We start from the raw sequence: 15,940 nt of genomic DNA, 5'->3' as shown, positions 1-15,940 counted from the left end.
AAATTGCATTCCAGCCATGCTTATTATGTAAAATACAATAAAAAAAGCGAACAGGCGGGAAAATAAATGATCCCGCTTGTTCGCTTTTGGTGTCATCTCATGCAGTTGAAGAAATGGCTTAGTCGTCATCCCCGTCATGATCATCGCGATCATCATGATCCCCATCGTGATGGTCATCATAGTCATCATCGTGGTCGTCATCGTCGTCATCATGGTCGTCGTATTTCTCATACTCTGCCTTGATCACTTTACCGCTGATCGCATGGACTTCTACGTCAGATGATCCGTTTGCTGTCTTCACTTCGACGTCATACACCCATCTGCCGTCATCTTGGTCCAGATCCACTTCTACAGCCGTACCGCCCTTAGCGTGTTTAACAGCGATAGCGGATGCCTTGCCGGCACCGATCAGATTGCCTGGAAGGTTATCACGATCATCATCATCGTCATCCCGGTCCACTCTTACACCAAGGGATTTGCCGTTATAAGCATCAATCCATACATCCACGTCCCGGTTATTCTGCTGGATCTCCACATCGTATACCAGCTTGCCCTTTTTCCGGTCTATATCAATGCTCTCCACTTTGCCGCTGGCAGCAGCCAGTGCCAATTGTTCCGCTTTTTCCATTCCGATCAGCTGCTGCTGTTGCTTCGCTGCTGCCTGTGTTCCCGCTGCAGTCGTCTGTCCTGATCCTGCCGCCTGTACAGCGTTATAACCGTATACTCCACTTGCCGCGATAGCTACGGACAGTGCGCCTGCCCACCATATTTTCTTCTTCATCTTCTTACGCCTCCTCATTATTCTCTCCTGTTGATCTCTACAAACCCAATATACCCTCTCAACATGAGAGCTTTCGGAGAGAAAGATTAGAAAACGATGAGAAAACGCGGACAAGACCTCTCATTTATTCATCGTCGTCCTCATCATCCCAAGTCACTGTCATGATCTTACCGGTAATGGCATGGACTTGAATGGTCGCTTCGCGCCCGTCCGCTCTCTCAATCTCCACCAGATAGTAACGGCTGCTCTTACTCTCGCGATATTCCACATCTTCCACCGTTCCCGGTACCTTCTCTAAAGAAAGCTTGATCGCGTATTCTTTGGTAATCATCGTTGCAGGTGGTTCCGAAGTGCCGCTTCCATTTCCACTTTCCCCGTCCCCAGCTCCCTCCGCTGCTCCCTTGCCACCGTTATCCGCTGGCTCGGAAGGAGGATTGTCTGAATCCGGTTCCGTTGGCTGATCCGGCTCCCTTGGCCCACCCGGTTCAGGATCTGGCTTCACAGCGGTCTTATCCCGCTGCTCTATGGACACGATATCACCTTGACGAGCATCCACCGTCATCTCATATGTTCCGGTAGCCGACTGAAGTTCTAATCGATACACCCCGCCGTCCAGCGCGGTCTTCGTTATTTCGCCGCCAGGATATTGGGAGAGCACCTCCTCCACCACTTCATCCATTGACATAGCGGAAGTAGAACGGCTAAAAGGACTCCATACCGCATTCACAATAATCATAACCGCTACCAGCATCACGATACCCAGCAGCAGACTGACTTTTTTACGCATCGAATCACCTCGGATACAATCTGTCTTTACCGTCAGTATAGCGCAGCATGGTTAGAATACGATGAGAAAAAGGAATGTTTTTGGCCTTTTATTTCGATTCTTGCAGCCGGATTGTGGCGGTTGTACCGACACCCSGCAGGCTATCCAGCTCGATCGAAGCCGAGATGGCCTCAGCGATATCCTTAGCCAAGGACAGACCAAGACCAGCCCCCCCGCCCCGGCGGGTACGAGCCTCGTCCACCCGGTAGAAACGGTCGAACACATGCTCCAGCTCCTCCTTGGCAATGCCGATTCCGCGGTCGATGACCCGAATATAAACCTCCGATGGCTTCCTGCCAACCTGAATGACAATATGTTCGTCACTGTACTTGCGCGCATTATCCAGCAGAATGAACAAGAGCTGTTTGAGCCTGCGGCCGTCCGTCCAGCCGAGAACCTCGCCATCGGTTTCAACCTCCACCGTGCGGTTATAGGCATCGCGGAAGGCACGCGCGGAAGACTCCGATAATGCCACGAGATCCACCTGCTCCATCTCGACCTGCCACTGATCCTGATTGCGGGCAAGCAGCAGCAGCTGCTCCGTCATCTCCTTCATCCGGATCGCTTCCGAATGGATCGCTTCCACGGACTCCATGAACAGCTCCGGCCGGTCCAGACCTCGCCGCTTTAACAAACTTGCGTAGCTCTCGATGATGGTAAGGGGCGTCTTTAACTCATGGGAAGCGTTGGACACGAATTGCTCCTGCCTCGCATGATTGCTCTCCAGCAGCGTTATCATGTCGTTGAACGCAGCCCCCATCTCCACCAATTCATCCTTGGATTTCTCCTTCAGCTCGATTCGCCGGAACCGCCCGCTTTGCCGGATCTCCCGCATCGTACGGATCAAAGCCGTAATCGGCTGGACGATCAAACGTCCCAGTATCCGCGTCGAAAGGATGACCGGAACCAAGGCAATCGCGGTTACGGCAACCAGTACGATTCGCAGCACTTGGAGCGTCTCCATCGTAGCGGCAAGACTGCGGGCCACCTGTATATTAACCACGATCCCGTCTCTCCAAATGATAGGCAGGGAAACCATCGTATACCGGATATTATCATACTCGACGACCTTCACCTGCTTCTGCGTATCGTACGGCAGCTTAAGCTCATCCATATCCTCACCGGAGGAAGTCACTGAAGTGGACGGATAGCTTTCATCCGGCCCGAGCAATTGAATTTTCCCGTCCAGAGGGACATAGCTTCGTAGAAGATCGCTCGTCGGGATACTATCCGCGGCTTTGGCCATTTCCCGCGAGATTCTGGAGTCCTCCGCTTCCGCTTGCTCCAGCTGGCTGTCCACCGTCATTTTGCTAAACACATAGTACACGGATAAGTTCATGACTATCAGAATGGCCGCCATCAGCACCGACGAATAGAGGTGGATTTTACTGCTCAGCTTCATGGGGTCTCTTTGAGCACGTAGCCGACGCCGCGGACGGTGTGAATGAGCTCATATGCGCTATCATGATCGATTTTTTTGCGGACGTATCGTATATATACATCGACGACGTTGGTGTCGCCGTAATAATCGTATCCCCATACGGCAGCGAGTATCTGCTCGCGGTTCAGCACCTGCCGTTTGTTCTTCAGTAAATAGACGAGCAAGTCAAATTCACGCGGCGTCAGATCGATCCTTCTGCCATCGCGAATGACTTCCCGCGTGCCTTCGTTCAATTTCAAATCCGCTGCCGTAAGCCACTCTCCTGCCGCCTGCTCTTCCGGATCCTGCTTACCCTGAAGCCGCAGCGCAGCACGAATCCGCGCCAGCAGCTCTTCGATCTGAAACGGCTTCGTTATATAATCATTGGCTCCTAGATCAAGCCCCGATACTTTATCCTCAACGGAGCTTTTGGCTGTCAGCAGCAGCACGGCTGTGTGGGAGTCATGGGCACGGATGCGCCGCAGCAGCTCAATTCCGCTCATCCCGGGGAGCATGACATCCAGCAGAATTAAATCCACGTCCTGACTGCGGTATGCCTCCAGCGCATCCAGCCCGTTGTCTGCCTTGGTCACCTGATATCCTTCACTCTCCAGCTCGATTTCAAGCAATCGGGATATTTTCGCTTCATCCTCAACAATTAATATCTTCCCGCTCAAGCGCGTCCCTCCTACCGATCCTATCGAAATGGCTTCTTAACCCGGAACGCGTGCAGCCCACTTGGCCGCTTGCGTAATCATCAAACGCAGCTGAGGCTGAAGAAATGACGGCTCGTGGTGGCCCGGCATCAAGAAAACCACGCGTCCGATGCCATACGTATGGCACCAGGCGGCAGGCCACTGCTTCCCTTCATATTCATAATGCAGCAGCACGGTTTTTTCCGTAAACGGACTGAATATGAAACGGTAAGGCTCCTCATCGAGCACAAAAGGCTCAACGCCTTCCGTAATATCGTGATCGGTCTCCCCTGGAACGAAATACAGCTTCTCCATGGGCGGGTGTCCGTCAAAACGGGCGCCGATCAGCTGCGCAAGCTCATAACGATTGGCCAGCGTAACGCCGTTATGAATCACGAGCAAGCCGCCGCCGCCGCTTACGTAAGACAACAGGCCTGCGGTCTGGCGAGGCGAGACGCGCTCATCCCATAGGTCGCTGTAGGCGATGCAGAGCTCGTAAGGGTAGAGATTGCTTTCATGCAGCATTTTATGATTTTCCGTGCACTGCACGGTGAACATGTCGTTCAGCAGGTGCGTCACTTGTTTGTCGATGCCTTGCAGCGGATGAAACTTCGGGTGGGTGTAGCTGCCAAGCAGCAATGCTTTTCTCTTATCCATCGGTCATCCTCCTATTTACTACTCAATATTTCACATGATCCTTATGAACATGCATGAAGAAGCTGGCATGGAATGAAATCTCCCCAACTTTATTACGTTATATCATGACATTATTCTTGGTTTTGAGCAAAGTAGCGGCCAAGCGCCACCATCATGCTGCCCATTCGCTCTTCCTCGGGAACCACCATGCGTTCAATGCCTTCTTCGCGGAGTCCCTGTGCCGTAACCTTGCCGACAGCGGCGGCCAGGACCGGTCCGCGGAATGCCTCAAGCACAGCCTCCAGCTTGCCGTGGGCACGTGCATAATCCGCAAGAAAACGGAACTGGGGCGCGCTTGTAAAAGCAACCGCATCAACCTTGCCGCCCACAATTTCGTCCACGAGCTGCGAAACATCCTCCTCCAGCGGCGGAATGTGCTTATACGGCAGGATCTGCTCTACTACCGCCCCGCGACTCTCCAGCCACTCCACCAGCTTAGGGGCAGATTCGCCGTGCAGCTGCAGAATGACGCGTTTGCCCGACAAGTCATGCGGCGCAAGTGACCGGATCAGCCCCGACGTACTGCCATCATCATCTCGGACGACCGGCGCCAGCCCGCGTTTTTTCAGCGCATTTGCCGTTTTGTACCCTCTTGCCGCAATCGAGGTGCGCTGCAGCGTTTCATTCAATGTATCTAAAAGGCCCATCTGTTCGGCCGTATCATATATGGCCTCCAGGCCGATTCCCGTCGTAAATATCGCCCACGGTGCAGGCGCTTTGAGCCAAGCTTCGATCGAACGACGCAATACTTCATCATCCAAAAATACGGTTCCCTGGGCCGGACGAAGCAGCGCGGTTCCTCCCATCTTCTCCACCAGCTTAGCCATGTCTGCCGCCTTGCGCGGACCAGCCAAAGCGACGATCCGATCTTTCATATGCTGTGCCATGTTATATGCCCCACTCTCATCATTTCTAGCTTGTAGATCCGTTAATCTTACGCTTCTAGCAGTTGACTCCAGTATAAAGGCCCTGCTCCTATAGATAAAGTCACTTTGGTCTTATTCTTCAAAAAGCCCCCCTTTCCTGCCACAAACCAAAAAGCAGCAAAGGAATATAAGTTCCCTTGCTGCTTCAACATGAAATATTCGAGACATACTGCACGCCCCGGAAACTCTTAAATCTTGAAGCGTTTCACCATCTCCTGCAGTTCTTCGGCTAACCGGCTTAAATCTGCAGCAGACGCGCTCACCTCTTCCATGGAAGCAAGCTGTTCCTCAGAGGCAGCCGATATCGTCTGAGTCTGGCTGGACGTTTGCTCCGACACCCCGCGGATATCTTCAACGGACTTTTTCGTGGAGGCCGTATCTTGAGCCAATTCCTTAGCCGCTTTCGAAGTGGTTCTTACCTGGCCGGACACCGTATTCACGGCCTTTTTGATACGGGAGAAGGAGCGTCCGGTCAGATCCGCTGCGTCAACGCCGTCCGACACCTTCTGCCTGGCGGCTTCCGTCACCTCCATGGTTCGTTCCATTTCTGCAAGTATCCCTGCAATCAGCCCTGATATATAATCCGCTGAGCTTTCCGACCTTTGCGCAAGCTTACGGATTTCGGCGGCCACAACCGCAAATCCTTTGCCCTGCTCCCCGGCTCTCGCAGCCTCGATCGAGGCATTCAGCGACAGTAGGCTTGTCTCCTTGGCAATGTCGGTAATGGCCGAAGCGATACCGCCGATCTCCTCGGTCCGCTCAGACAGCTGATGGATAACCCCATTCAAATCGTTCATCGCATGATCGATATCCTGCATCGTCGCTGCTGCGGTAATCACCGTCTTGTTCCCTTCCTGAGCTAATTCCTCCGTCTGGTTCATGGCATCTGTAACCTTCTCCAACACTTCTGCAATCTCATCGGCATGCCTGGATACTTGAAGGATGCGCTTCAGAATCTCCTCCGCGGCGTTCAACTGGCGTTCGCTGCCGGCGGCCACCTCCTGAATGGAAGACGTGACATGCTCGACGGCGCTTGTATTTTGCAGGGCGCTTGCGGACAATTCCTCGGAAGATGCGGAAACATTCTCCGTCATCGCCTTGACCCCGTGAACCATGTCTCTGAGACTTTCCACCATCTGCTGGAAGTGATCGGCCAATTCTCCAATCTCATCTCGCTTGAAGCCTTTCATGCGAAGCGTCAGATCCCCCCCGCTAATGACCTCGGTCGCTTGGCGCATACGGCGGATCGGCTTGATTACTGAGCTTACATTCCAAGTCACCAGAATTAAGGCGGTTAGCAGTGACACGGTCATGACCACAATCATCGTGTGGCGGATGCCATTGACGGCGTCGTCGACTTCCTGAACATACATGGTCCCGGCAATTTTCCAACCGGTTCGTTCATTTGTTATGTAATTCAATTGTTTCTCCATGCCGTCATGAACATAGTGAAAATGACCGGTCGGCTGCTCATACATCTTGGAGATCCAGGTTTCCTCAGCCAACGCGTCCGTCCCTGCTTCATAATCGGGGTGAAACAAATATTTGTGGTTTTGATCCAGCACCATCGTGTAGCCTTCTTTACCTACCTGCACCTCGACCAGACTCTGGATGCTGCCGAGGTTGAGATCAATGCCCACGACGCCTTTGCCGTCAGGCAGCATCTGGGCGATCGTTACAACAATCAGTGAGCCTGCATTCGAAGCATAAGGGGCTGTAATAATCGGTTGGCCCGATGCATTCATTGCCTCCTGGTACCAGCCGGTTTGTCTAGGGTCATAGCCCGGCGGCAGCTTTTCACTCGATGCCTTGATAATTCCAGCCTGCGCCGTACTGATAAATACGTCTACCGTATCCGGATGAAGTCCCAAGTACTGCTTCAGTGCATGGATAGTTGAACCTGCTTGCACTTTAAGTTCCTTGTCGATTTCCGCGGACTTCATCGTGATGCTTAAATAATTCAGGTCATCAAACTTGGATTGCAGCGTGTGGTTAATAATCTCATTCGCCGTATCAACACTCAGCGATGCACTGCGGAGAATTTCATCCTCGATCGTTCCCTTGGCGTCACGGTAGGTGATAAAACCGATGGCGCAGCTGGGCACAAGGAGCACGAAGAGAAATGTGAGGATCAGATTTCTTCGAATACGATTAGCACTTTTTTTCTTCATGGGTTTCTTTCCTTTCTAAACTGCAGTGAATCTCGCCTGTCTTCTATAAAAATACTCCCTTCAACTTATCGGCATCTCCTGAACCATTCATTATGCAGTAGGTATAGGTAATTAATTCCATAAAAAGAGGGATACCCTGTTAAACGGGTACCCCTCTTGTCGGCAATCCTAGATCACCGTTTATATAAAGGCCATCCATCCTGCACAGCGATAAACCAAGATGGCTGGCTCTTATACGTTTAGATTACGTTACTTCGACTGATTGGAAGGCATGAATGCGCTTAGGTCTACACCAAGCCCGGCAGCGAGTCTTACACCGTATTCGGCGTCCGCACGGTAGAAATTGCATACGGCACGGAGCTGAATATCGGATTTGACCTGACTCAGGTCATCAACCAGATTACGGATCAGATGATCCTTCTCCTGCTCGGTAAACGAACGATACAACTCTCCGGCCTGTGTGAAATCATCCGTTTTCTCGATACGCTGGCGAACGACACGCCCGTTGAGCGGTGCCTCGCTTTCACTTACAGACGGATCTTCCACAGGGCCTGTTGTATAACTGTTCGGCTCATAGTTTACCGGTGACGGATCTTGATTCACGTTCATCAAGCCATCGCGTTGATGATTACGCACAGGAGCATATGGGCAGTTAATCGGAATCTGCAAATAATTCGCACCCAGCCGATGACGCTGCGTATCCGGATAAGAGAATAACCGGCCTTGCAGCAATTTATCCTCCGACGGCTCGATACCAGGCACCAACGCACTTGGGGAGAAAGCGACCTGCTCCACTTCGGCAAAGAAGTTCTGCGGATTGCGATTCAAAGTCATGGTGCCGACCGTTACGAACGGGAAGCGATCCTCCGGCCAGGTCTTTGTAGGGTCCAGCGGATCAAAGGACAATTCATCCATCTCCTCCGGGGACATCAGCTGCACCTGCAGGCGCCATTTCGGGAAATTCCCGTTTGAAATGTGCTCATGAAGATCACGGGTGGCGTGATTGAAATCCTTGCCCTGGACTTCGACCACTTCGTCTGCATTCAGCGTATTCACGCCCTGTGCGGACTCCCACTTGTATTTAATGTAGGTCACTTTGCCTTCGCTATTCACCCACTTGAAGGCGTGAACACTGAAGCCATCCAACTCGCGATAGTTCGCCGGTGTGCCGTGATCGGAGAACACCCAGGTCATCATATGCGTGGATTCCGGGGACAGCGTCATGAAATCCCAGTACCGGCCAGGCTCCTGGATGTTGGTCTCCGGCGAAGGTTTCAAGGAATGCACCATATCGGGGAATTTGATTGCGTCCCGAATAAAGAAGACAGGGATATGGTTCCCTACAATGTCATAGTTGCCTTCCTCCGTATAGAACTTCACGGCAAATCCGCGCGGGTCGCGTGCCGTTTCGGGTGACCCCGTTCCATGAATAACCGTGGAGAAGCGAACGAACACAGGAGTTTCCTGACCGATTTCCTGCAGGAATGCCGCTTTCGTATAAGGCTTCATGTCATTCTCCACAACAAATGTGCCGTGTGCACCTGCCCCGCGGGCATGAACGACGCGCTCCGGTATCCGTTCACGGTCGAAGTGGGCGATTTTTTCGATCAGATGATAATCCTCAAGCAGCGTCGGTCCGCGGCGTCCTGCCGTTTTGGAGTTTTGGTTATCTCCGACCGGAGCCCCTTGATTGGTTGTCATTCTATCCATATATGAACCCTCCATCATTTCTATAATTGATTTTAGACTGAATCTAAATTTATGAATTGATTGTATCATTGGAGAATCCATCGGATCATGATTGTCGCATGAGTGTTATATGACCCTTTTATGATCGTAATATGAAGTTCGGATGAACCTTCTAGAGTGCGGTGAATGAACAAAAAAAAGGGAGGGGGATTAGTCCGCCAGGCGGTATCCCACTCCTCTAACCGTTGCAATATAGCGCGGGGCTCCCGCGTTGTCGCTCAGCTTTTTACGCAAGCTTTTGATATGGACGTCGACTACGTTGCTGCCGCCCATAAAATCCGTATCCCAAATTTTGCACATCAGGTCCTCACGCGTGCATACGGCTCCTTCGCTGTCCAGCAGGAGCATCAGCAAATGATACTCTGTCTTGGTCAAATGGATCGGAGTGCTGCCCCGGTGGATCGTCATTTTATCCCGATCAATGGACAAGTCTTTATAAACGAGGCCTCGCATGACCTCTTCTCCACCTGACAACCCGGCGGCCGGTGAGAACAATCGGATGGTTCGCTGCACCTGATACATCATCGTATCTTTGGAACGGGCAGGCCATACCATGAGCTCTTCGTTCAACAGGCTTGAGCCCGCATTGCTCATTAATTCTTCCCCTACAAGATACAGAATCGGAATAGAGGAATGCTCAGGCAGCAGGAGTTCCTTCTCCTTGTTGAACGCCGTCATATTCCGGCAGCCCGTCATATCGGCAATAATCAATCCTGTATTGAGTGCCGACTGAAGACGCGGTTCCCATTTGCGGAACATCATCACCTCGAAGCAGTTCTCGGTCAAGGTAATGAACATTTCATTCACCCGTCCGGGCGAACGGCTTAATAACGCAGCCCGCAGCGTTGTGGGACAAGCATCCCCTATCGCCATCGGCGTCGTCGGACGAACATACAGGTTGCCGGACTGGAAATCAGGAAACGAATAGACCGTTCCCAGTGCCGTCATTTCTTCCGTTTGGTTTGACATTCTGGACACACCCCCCCGAATACGACGTGAGCATGATGGATGACGTAATTGGTTTCACCGGCTACCGTAGCAGCCCAATCCTCTGGCACCTCCGTCATGACCTCGTCCACTTTACCGCATACTTCACAAATAATATGTTGATGATCGTCCGTACGGGCGTCGTACCGACTCGCGCTCTCGCCCAGCTTCAATTCTCGAATCAACTGCTTATCCGTCAAATAACGAAGGGAATTATAAACCGTCCCGTACGCCAAATTATATCCTTTCTCCACCAGCCGGTTCATGATGTCCGCAGCAGTCGGATGATCATGCGATTCCCGAAGGACATCGTACACCGCTTGGCGTTGTGTCGTCAGATTTAAAGATTTCAAGGTATTCACCCTTTTAATTTATTTTTAGATCAAGTATAAATCCTATTCTTCGCAAGGTCAACATCCATTGCCGAAATTGCCGCTGGTAATCTTTAAGATTTCTTTAGATTCAATTAAAAATTCCTTTAGCTTGTATGGTTAGAATTAGAACATACATAAACGATGAAACGTATAACCCGCCAAAGGAGGCGATCGACCGTCATGGAATCCATAGGCAAGTATCCCAATCAAGTACCGTCATCCCCCGAACGATCCCGTCAGCAAACCGGCACGATTCGAAGCAAACGAATGAAGCGGCGCAAGGGACGAGCACGTTTAAGTCTGCTCCTTCTGCTGTTTCTCGTCATTCTGTTGGTCGTGTTCATCGCGAAGATATTTATTCCGCCTCCCATCAAAGCGAGCTCGGCCATCCTGATTCATGCAGATACCGGCCGTGTGCTTTATGCGATGCATGCCGATCTCCCCCTTCCTCCCGCAAGCATGTCCAAAATGATGACGGAGCTGCTGGTGCTGGATGCCGTTCGTTCCGGGCAGCATGCTTGGGACGAGAACGTGCCGATTAGCCGATATGCCGCAGAGGTGCCCGGTTCGGCCATCGGCATGCATGAAGACGAACATTATACGCTGAGGCAGCTGTTCGAAGCGCTCATTATTCATTCGGCCAATGATGCTGCTGTAGCTATAGCAGAGCATCTCAGCGGGTCGGAAGCCCGCTTCGTGGAAAGCATGAATGCCCGGGCGAAGGAAATCGGCCTTTCTGATCGGACCGTATTCGCCAATGCATCTGGTTTGCCTGCCGCCGACCTGGTTCCTTTTGCCGAAGCGGCCTCCGAAGGGGATACCGTCATGACGGCCAGGGATTCGGCCATGCTGGCCAGATGGCTGGTGAACAAACATCCCGATCTGCTCGAGGTAACCAGCCAGCGCGATTTGCCTGTACCGCAGAAGAAGCTTTCCCTGCATACCACCAATCTCATGCTTCCTGGCGAGCCATTTTCTTACGAGGGTAATGACGGATTTAAGACCGGGTATACCCGCTCTGCCGGTTATTGCTTTACTGGAACGGCGTCGCGTGGTGGGAACCGACTGATATCCGTCGTGATGGGGACCGGGGATGCCGATCAGCGGTTTAAGGAAACACGGAAGCTGATGGATTACGGATTCGATCGTCAAGGCATTTTATCGAATCTCGTCGCCGGCCTTTTTAAACGATAATTGCACAAAAACTCGCTATTTTGAAGGCAAATCTGCACTTTATGCGGTTGATTTAGGGTACACTGTTCGTATGGAATCATCGTTTCCAATGGATGTTTTACTGGAGGATATACAATGAGAAGCGTATTAATCGTAGATGACGATAAAGAAATATCCGGGCTGATCTCCATTTATCTGGAGAATGAGGGTTACCGCGTAATCCAAGCCCATGACGGGGAGGAAGCACTGCTGGCGATGGCCACGCACGGTGGTACGGTGGATCTCGTGATTCTCGATGTCATGATGCCAAAGCTGAACGGGATTGACACCTGCCGCAGAATCCGGGAAACCTCGTCCATACCCATCCTGATGCTGAGCGCCAAGAGTGAGGACATGGATAAAATCCTGGGGCTGATGACCGGCGCGGATGACTATATGATCAAACCGTTCAATCCGCTGGAGCTGACGACTCGCGTCAAAACACTGCTGCGGCGCTCCACCCTGTACAATGCCGAACTGCTTCGGGAGGACAGCGACCGGATCCAGATCGACGGACTCGACATTAACCGGACAACGCATGAGGTAACGGCCAATGGCAAAGCGATCTCTTTGACGGCAAGAGAATTCGAGATTCTGTATTTACTTGCCCGCCAACCGGGGAGAATCTTCAGCGCCGAGGATATCTTCCAGCAGGTCTGGAAGGAGAAATATTACGTCTCCAATAATACGGTCATGGTGCACATCAGCAACCTGCGGGACAAGCTCGAGAAGGAGCTGGGTTATAAGCTCATTCAAACGGTATGGGGCGTCGGGTACAAAATCCATGCGTAAGCTGCAATGGAAAATCATCACGCTGTTTTTTGTCGGTGGAGCCCTGACCCTGTCCATACTGTTCCTCGCGCAGCAGATCATCCGATTGATCGGCCGGGAATACTGGAAGGAGCCCTGGGTAAACACCCTATTCAGAGTTGATCGTATTCTGGAGGATTTCTTCGGTTTTCCCATCATCCCGACGATCATCGGCATCGTGCTGTTTATCTGCATGGTATTGCTCCTGAGCCAGGGCACCATTCGTCAAATCAATCACTTAATGGAGGGTACAAAGCGTTTGGCAAAGGGCGAATTGGATCAAGAGATTATCGTCAGCTCGAATGACGAACTGGGCCAGATGGCAACGCAAATCAATCAAATGGCCAAGCAGCTGAAGCTATCGCTGGCAGAGGAGCGGATGGCGGTCCAGTCCAAGAACGAGCTGATCAGCAACGTATCGCATGATCTGCGTACCCCCCTCACCTCCATCATCGGGTACTTGCGGCTGGTCAATGAAGACCATTACAAGGATGAAGTCGAACTCCGGTATTATACCGATATCGCGTACGATAAGTCGCTGCGCCTGGGCGGACTCGTGAACGATTTGTTTGAATACACCCGGATGGGGTACTCCCCGATAAACCGGGTTGACATTAATTTGGTGGAGCTGCTCGCACAATTGGCCGTGGACTTTTCACTCACCGGGCAGCAGGAAGGAGTACAAGTCATCTTCACGCCTGAATCGGAGAAAATCATGATCTCCTCGGACGGGGATAAGCTGATGCGCACCTTCGAGAATCTGCTGTCCAATGCGGTACGGCACGGGCGAGAAGCCGGGGTGGTGGATTTGAAGGTATCAAGTGATGCGAAGTTTGCCGTCGTACAGGTAATCAATTACGGTCCCCCGATCCCCCCATATGCAATCCCCTATCTGTTCGAGCGGTTCTACCGGGCGGATGAATCCCGTACCGATCAAACCGGCGGCTCCGGCCTTGGTTTGGCTATCGTCAAAACCATCGTGGATGCCCATCATGGCACGATTCAGGTGACCAGTAATACGGAACGAACGATGTTTGAAGTTCTCCTGCCTTTAGAGGCTCCTCAAAATTAACAAAATAAAGCATTTAATATTCGACATACAATTCCATTTTCCGATAAAATAGGGGGTGAATGTCTTCATCGCCTTGCCGACCTTGTGCAAGGTACATGAAAGGAATGATCCCCCATGACTAATATACTATTTACCAACTTTTGTATATTTGTGACTTTCTTATACTTATCCGGACTGCTGTCTAAAAAATATGTAACAGGCGTTGTGACACCGTCCATCAACGTTAAGATCAACGCCGGACTCCTCTTTGGCATTTACGGGATCATCTTGATGTATTATTCTTTTCCGATTGACCCCCGGTTTTTTGCGGATTTGCGGCATCTGGCCATTGTCGTGATCGCCAGCTACCTGGGCTGGCTTCCGTCCCTAATTGCCGGCGTGCTGATTGCGCTCGGGCGGCTGATCCTGTTCGGCATGTCCGCTTCCTCTGCCATTGCGGGAGCCGGCATGCTGTTGATCGGGATCATCTGCGGGACGCTTTCTCGTACCCATTGGAATCGTTTAAGCAAAATGCTGCTCATGAGCGTATTGAGCATGCTGGTGCTCCTATGTATTATGTGGATGAATATCCCGGACCACCACAAGGTGTATACCATCTTTACGCAGCACCTCATCATATCCATGCTCGCCACGGTGGTCATTTACATGCTGACCGAGTATATCAACACGTCCAATCAACTATTTCTGCAGTTGAAGAAAAATGCGGAGACGGATTACCTGACAAGCCTTCACAATTTGCGCCAGTTCGAGCAGCTGTTGTCGGAACGTTTTCTCGAAGCCCAGCACTTCAGCGAACGGCTGGGTGTTCTTGTCGTGGACATTGATCACTTCAAAAAAATAAACGACACCTACGGCCATGCGGCCGGAGATGCCGTTTTGCAGCAGCTCAGCAAAGTGATGAGGGAGCATTCCCGTTCTTTTGACGAAGTGTCCCGCAACGGCGGGGAAGAATTCTCAGTGCTGGTTCCAGAAGCGACCATCGACGAGACGGCCGCTATTGCGGAACGAATCCGGGCTGCCGTAGCGGACCATATCTTTGTCCTGGAAGACGGAACTAAGATTCGGATCACCGTGTCGATTGGAGTTGCTGTGCACCCCGATACGATTCGGTCAAAAAATGCTAAGGAGCTGCTTCAGCAAGCGGACCGCGAGCTGTACCGAGCCAAGGACAGCGGGCGCAACCGCGTATGCTCCGCCCCCGAAATCAATGATTTGATTCTTTCTTAATTCGAATCCGCCTTCAGTATTTCATCAATGGCAGTCAGCGTATCCGAAGACAGCTTCATACCGGAAGCCTTCACATTCTCTTCCACCTGTTCCGGACGGCTGGCGCCCACCAGCGCACTGGCTACGTTGTTCTGACGCAGAATCCAGGCCAAGGCCAATTGGCCGACGGTCATACCCAGCTCGCTTGCAACGAGATCCAGAGCCTGCACCTTCTGAATGCGGTCTTCACTCATTTTGAGCCGGTCTGCTCCAATCTTCGATGCGCGGCTGTTCTCCGGCACGGCTTGCTTGGAGGCGTACTTGCCAGTCAGAAGCCCTTGAGCTAGAGGAGAATAGACCACTTGTCCAATGCCCTTCTTCTCGCCTAAAGGAATGATCTCCTCCTCGATCTTGCGCTCGAACATGTTGTACAGCGGCTGATTCACCACGATGCGATCCAGCAAATAGCGGTCCGCAACGGCCAATGCCGCTTCCATCTGGGCAGCGGTCCACATACTGACGCCTATATAAAGCACCTTGCCTTGGCGGACAAGGTCATCCAGCGCCCGCAGCGTTTCCTCTAGCGGTGTTTCTTCATGATATCGATGGCAGTAATAGATGTCGACGTAATCGGTACCCAGCCGCTTCAGACTCGCATCGCACTGCTCTCTGATATGTTTGCGGGAAAGTCCCTGATCATTGGGTCCGTCCCCCATCTTGCCGAATACCTTTGTGGCCAGGACATAGGATTCTCGTGGGAAAGCTCTCAAGGTTTCCCCGACAACCACCTCAGCCGCCCCTTGCGCATACACATTCGCCGTATCAAAAAAATTAACGCCGAGTCCATACGCGGTCTGAATCGACTTCACGGCATTCTCCCGTTCCACATATCCCCCGTACGTCAGCCAGCTCCCGAGACTGATATCGCTAACCTTCAGTCCGCTTCCGCCCAATCTTCTAAATTCCATATGTGAAACCTCCTTCATACAAGATAAATGCTTATTCTTTATTGTAA

General features: G+C 51.8%; 15 protein-coding genes. 4 read left to right on the top strand and 11 right to left on the bottom strand.

Annotation, left to right across the window (positions count from 1 at the left end):
• Positions 1–118: 118 nt before the first annotated feature.
• The 10 genes from ACPV3A_RS00440 to ACPV3A_RS00395 all read right to left on the bottom strand — a co-directional run bounded on the left by ACPV3A_RS00440 (position 119) and on the right by ACPV3A_RS00395 (position 10,604).
• A complete protein-coding gene (locus tag ACPV3A_RS00440; RefSeq protein WP_426197858.1) occupies positions 119–781 on the bottom strand; it encodes a PepSY domain-containing protein in 663 nt (220 codons plus the stop codon).
• Between the two features lie 124 nt (positions 782–905).
• Positions 906–1,568, bottom strand: a complete 663-nt coding sequence (locus ACPV3A_RS00435; RefSeq protein ID WP_426197857.1) for a PepSY domain-containing protein — start codon at positions 1,566–1,568, stop codon at positions 906–908.
• A gap of 88 nt (positions 1,569–1,656) precedes the next feature.
• Entirely contained in the window at positions 1,657–3,009 is a 1,353-nt protein-coding gene (locus ACPV3A_RS00430) for a sensor histidine kinase (RefSeq protein ID WP_426197856.1), read from the bottom strand.
• Positions 3,006–3,704: a response regulator transcription factor gene (locus ACPV3A_RS00425; protein ID WP_194539985.1), complete on the bottom strand. Its 699-nt coding sequence runs from the start codon at positions 3,702–3,704 to the stop codon at positions 3,006–3,008. The genes ACPV3A_RS00430 and ACPV3A_RS00425 overlap by 4 nt, the downstream gene beginning before the upstream one ends.
• Before the next feature lie 36 nt (positions 3,705–3,740).
• Positions 3,741–4,379, bottom strand: coding sequence for a ThuA domain-containing protein (locus ACPV3A_RS00420; RefSeq protein WP_071218819.1), 639 nt, complete (start codon positions 4,377–4,379; stop codon positions 3,741–3,743).
• A 110-nt stretch (positions 4,380–4,489) separates the two neighbouring features.
• A complete protein-coding gene (locus ACPV3A_RS00415) occupies positions 4,490–5,305 on the bottom strand; it encodes a uroporphyrinogen-III synthase (protein WP_220687264.1) in 816 nt (271 codons plus the stop codon).
• A gap of 227 nt (positions 5,306–5,532) precedes the next feature.
• Positions 5,533–7,515 (bottom strand): methyl-accepting chemotaxis protein, encoded by a 1,983-nt coding sequence (locus ACPV3A_RS00410; protein WP_426197855.1) that lies wholly within the window; start codon positions 7,513–7,515, stop codon positions 5,533–5,535.
• Positions 7,516–7,764: 249 nt separating this feature from the next.
• The gene (locus ACPV3A_RS00405; RefSeq protein ID WP_426197854.1) at positions 7,765–9,225 is read right to left on the bottom strand and encodes a catalase; all 1,461 of its coding nucleotides are present in this window, start codon (positions 9,223–9,225) and stop codon (positions 7,765–7,767) included.
• Between the two features lie 189 nt (positions 9,226–9,414).
• Positions 9,415–10,233, bottom strand: coding sequence for a winged helix family transcriptional regulator (locus ACPV3A_RS00400; protein WP_194539989.1), 819 nt, complete (start codon positions 10,231–10,233; stop codon positions 9,415–9,417).
• Positions 10,209–10,604, bottom strand: a complete 396-nt coding sequence (locus tag ACPV3A_RS00395; protein ID WP_071218814.1) for a Fur family transcriptional regulator — start codon at positions 10,602–10,604, stop codon at positions 10,209–10,211. Before ACPV3A_RS00395 ends, ACPV3A_RS00400 begins: the two co-directional genes overlap by 25 nt.
• 201 nt (positions 10,605–10,805) lie before the next feature.
• Between ACPV3A_RS00395 and ACPV3A_RS00390 the strand changes: the two genes are divergently transcribed.
• The 4 genes from ACPV3A_RS00390 to ACPV3A_RS00375 all read left to right on the top strand — a co-directional run bounded on the left by ACPV3A_RS00390 (position 10,806) and on the right by ACPV3A_RS00375 (position 14,946).
• Positions 10,806–11,819: a D-alanyl-D-alanine carboxypeptidase family protein gene (locus ACPV3A_RS00390; protein WP_194539990.1), complete on the top strand. Its 1,014-nt coding sequence runs from the start codon at positions 10,806–10,808 to the stop codon at positions 11,817–11,819.
• A 114-nt stretch (positions 11,820–11,933) separates the two neighbouring features.
• Complete coding sequence (locus tag ACPV3A_RS00385; RefSeq protein ID WP_071218812.1) at positions 11,934–12,629, top strand: response regulator transcription factor; 696 nt, start codon at positions 11,934–11,936, stop codon at positions 12,627–12,629.
• Positions 12,622–13,719 carry a sensor histidine kinase gene (locus tag ACPV3A_RS00380; protein WP_194539991.1) on the top strand — a complete coding sequence of 366 codons (1,098 nt, stop codon included), beginning with the start codon at positions 12,622–12,624 and terminating at the stop codon, positions 13,717–13,719. The genes ACPV3A_RS00385 and ACPV3A_RS00380 overlap by 8 nt, the downstream gene beginning before the upstream one ends.
• Before the next feature lie 114 nt (positions 13,720–13,833).
• A complete protein-coding gene (locus tag ACPV3A_RS00375; RefSeq protein WP_194539992.1) occupies positions 13,834–14,946 on the top strand; it encodes a GGDEF domain-containing protein in 1,113 nt (370 codons plus the stop codon).
• Here ACPV3A_RS00375 and ACPV3A_RS00370 read toward each other — a convergent pair.
• Positions 14,943–15,893, bottom strand: a complete 951-nt coding sequence (locus ACPV3A_RS00370; RefSeq protein ID WP_194539993.1) for an aldo/keto reductase family protein — start codon at positions 15,891–15,893, stop codon at positions 14,943–14,945. The genes ACPV3A_RS00375 and ACPV3A_RS00370 overlap by 4 nt on opposite strands.
• Positions 15,894–15,940 lie beyond the last annotated feature (47 nt).

The organism is Paenibacillus sp. Dod16 (assembly GCF_049893405.1).
Classification (GTDB): domain Bacteria; phylum Bacillota; class Bacilli; order Paenibacillales; family Paenibacillaceae; genus Paenibacillus_AQ.
This window is presented reverse-complemented; position numbering and strand designations above follow the sequence as displayed.

Excerpts from the sequence above, each read along its gene's own strand:
- ACPV3A_RS00440 (WP_426197858.1), bottom strand. The coding sequence starts at position 781 with ATGAAGAAGAAAATATGGTGGGCAGGCGCACTGTCCGTAGCTATCGCG.
- ACPV3A_RS00435 (WP_426197857.1), bottom strand. The coding sequence starts at position 1,568 with ATGCGTAAAAAAGTCAGTCTGCTGCTGGGTATCGTGATGCTGGTAGCG.
- ACPV3A_RS00420 (WP_071218819.1), bottom strand. The coding sequence starts at position 4,379 with ATGGATAAGAGAAAAGCATTGCTGCTTGGCAGCTACACCCACCCGAAG.
- ACPV3A_RS00415 (WP_220687264.1), bottom strand. The coding sequence starts at position 5,305 with ATGGCACAGCATATGAAAGATCGGATCGTCGCTTTGGCTGGTCCGCGC.
- ACPV3A_RS00410 (WP_426197855.1), bottom strand. The coding sequence starts at position 7,515 with ATGAAGAAAAAAAGTGCTAATCGTATTCGAAGAAATCTGATCCTCACA.
- ACPV3A_RS00405 (WP_426197854.1), bottom strand. The coding sequence starts at position 9,225 with ATGGATAGAATGACAACCAATCAAGGGGCTCCGGTCGGAGATAACCAA.
- ACPV3A_RS00400 (WP_194539989.1), bottom strand. The coding sequence starts at position 10,233 with ATGTCAAACCAAACGGAAGAAATGACGGCACTGGGAACGGTCTATTCG.
- ACPV3A_RS00390 (WP_194539990.1), top strand. The coding sequence starts at position 10,806 with ATGGAATCCATAGGCAAGTATCCCAATCAAGTACCGTCATCCCCCGAA.
- ACPV3A_RS00385 (WP_071218812.1), top strand. The coding sequence starts at position 11,934 with ATGAGAAGCGTATTAATCGTAGATGACGATAAAGAAATATCCGGGCTG.
- ACPV3A_RS00380 (WP_194539991.1), top strand. The coding sequence starts at position 12,622 with ATGCGTAAGCTGCAATGGAAAATCATCACGCTGTTTTTTGTCGGTGGA.
- ACPV3A_RS00375 (WP_194539992.1), top strand. The coding sequence starts at position 13,834 with ATGACTAATATACTATTTACCAACTTTTGTATATTTGTGACTTTCTTA.
- ACPV3A_RS00370 (WP_194539993.1), bottom strand. The coding sequence starts at position 15,893 with ATGGAATTTAGAAGATTGGGCGGAAGCGGACTGAAGGTTAGCGATATC.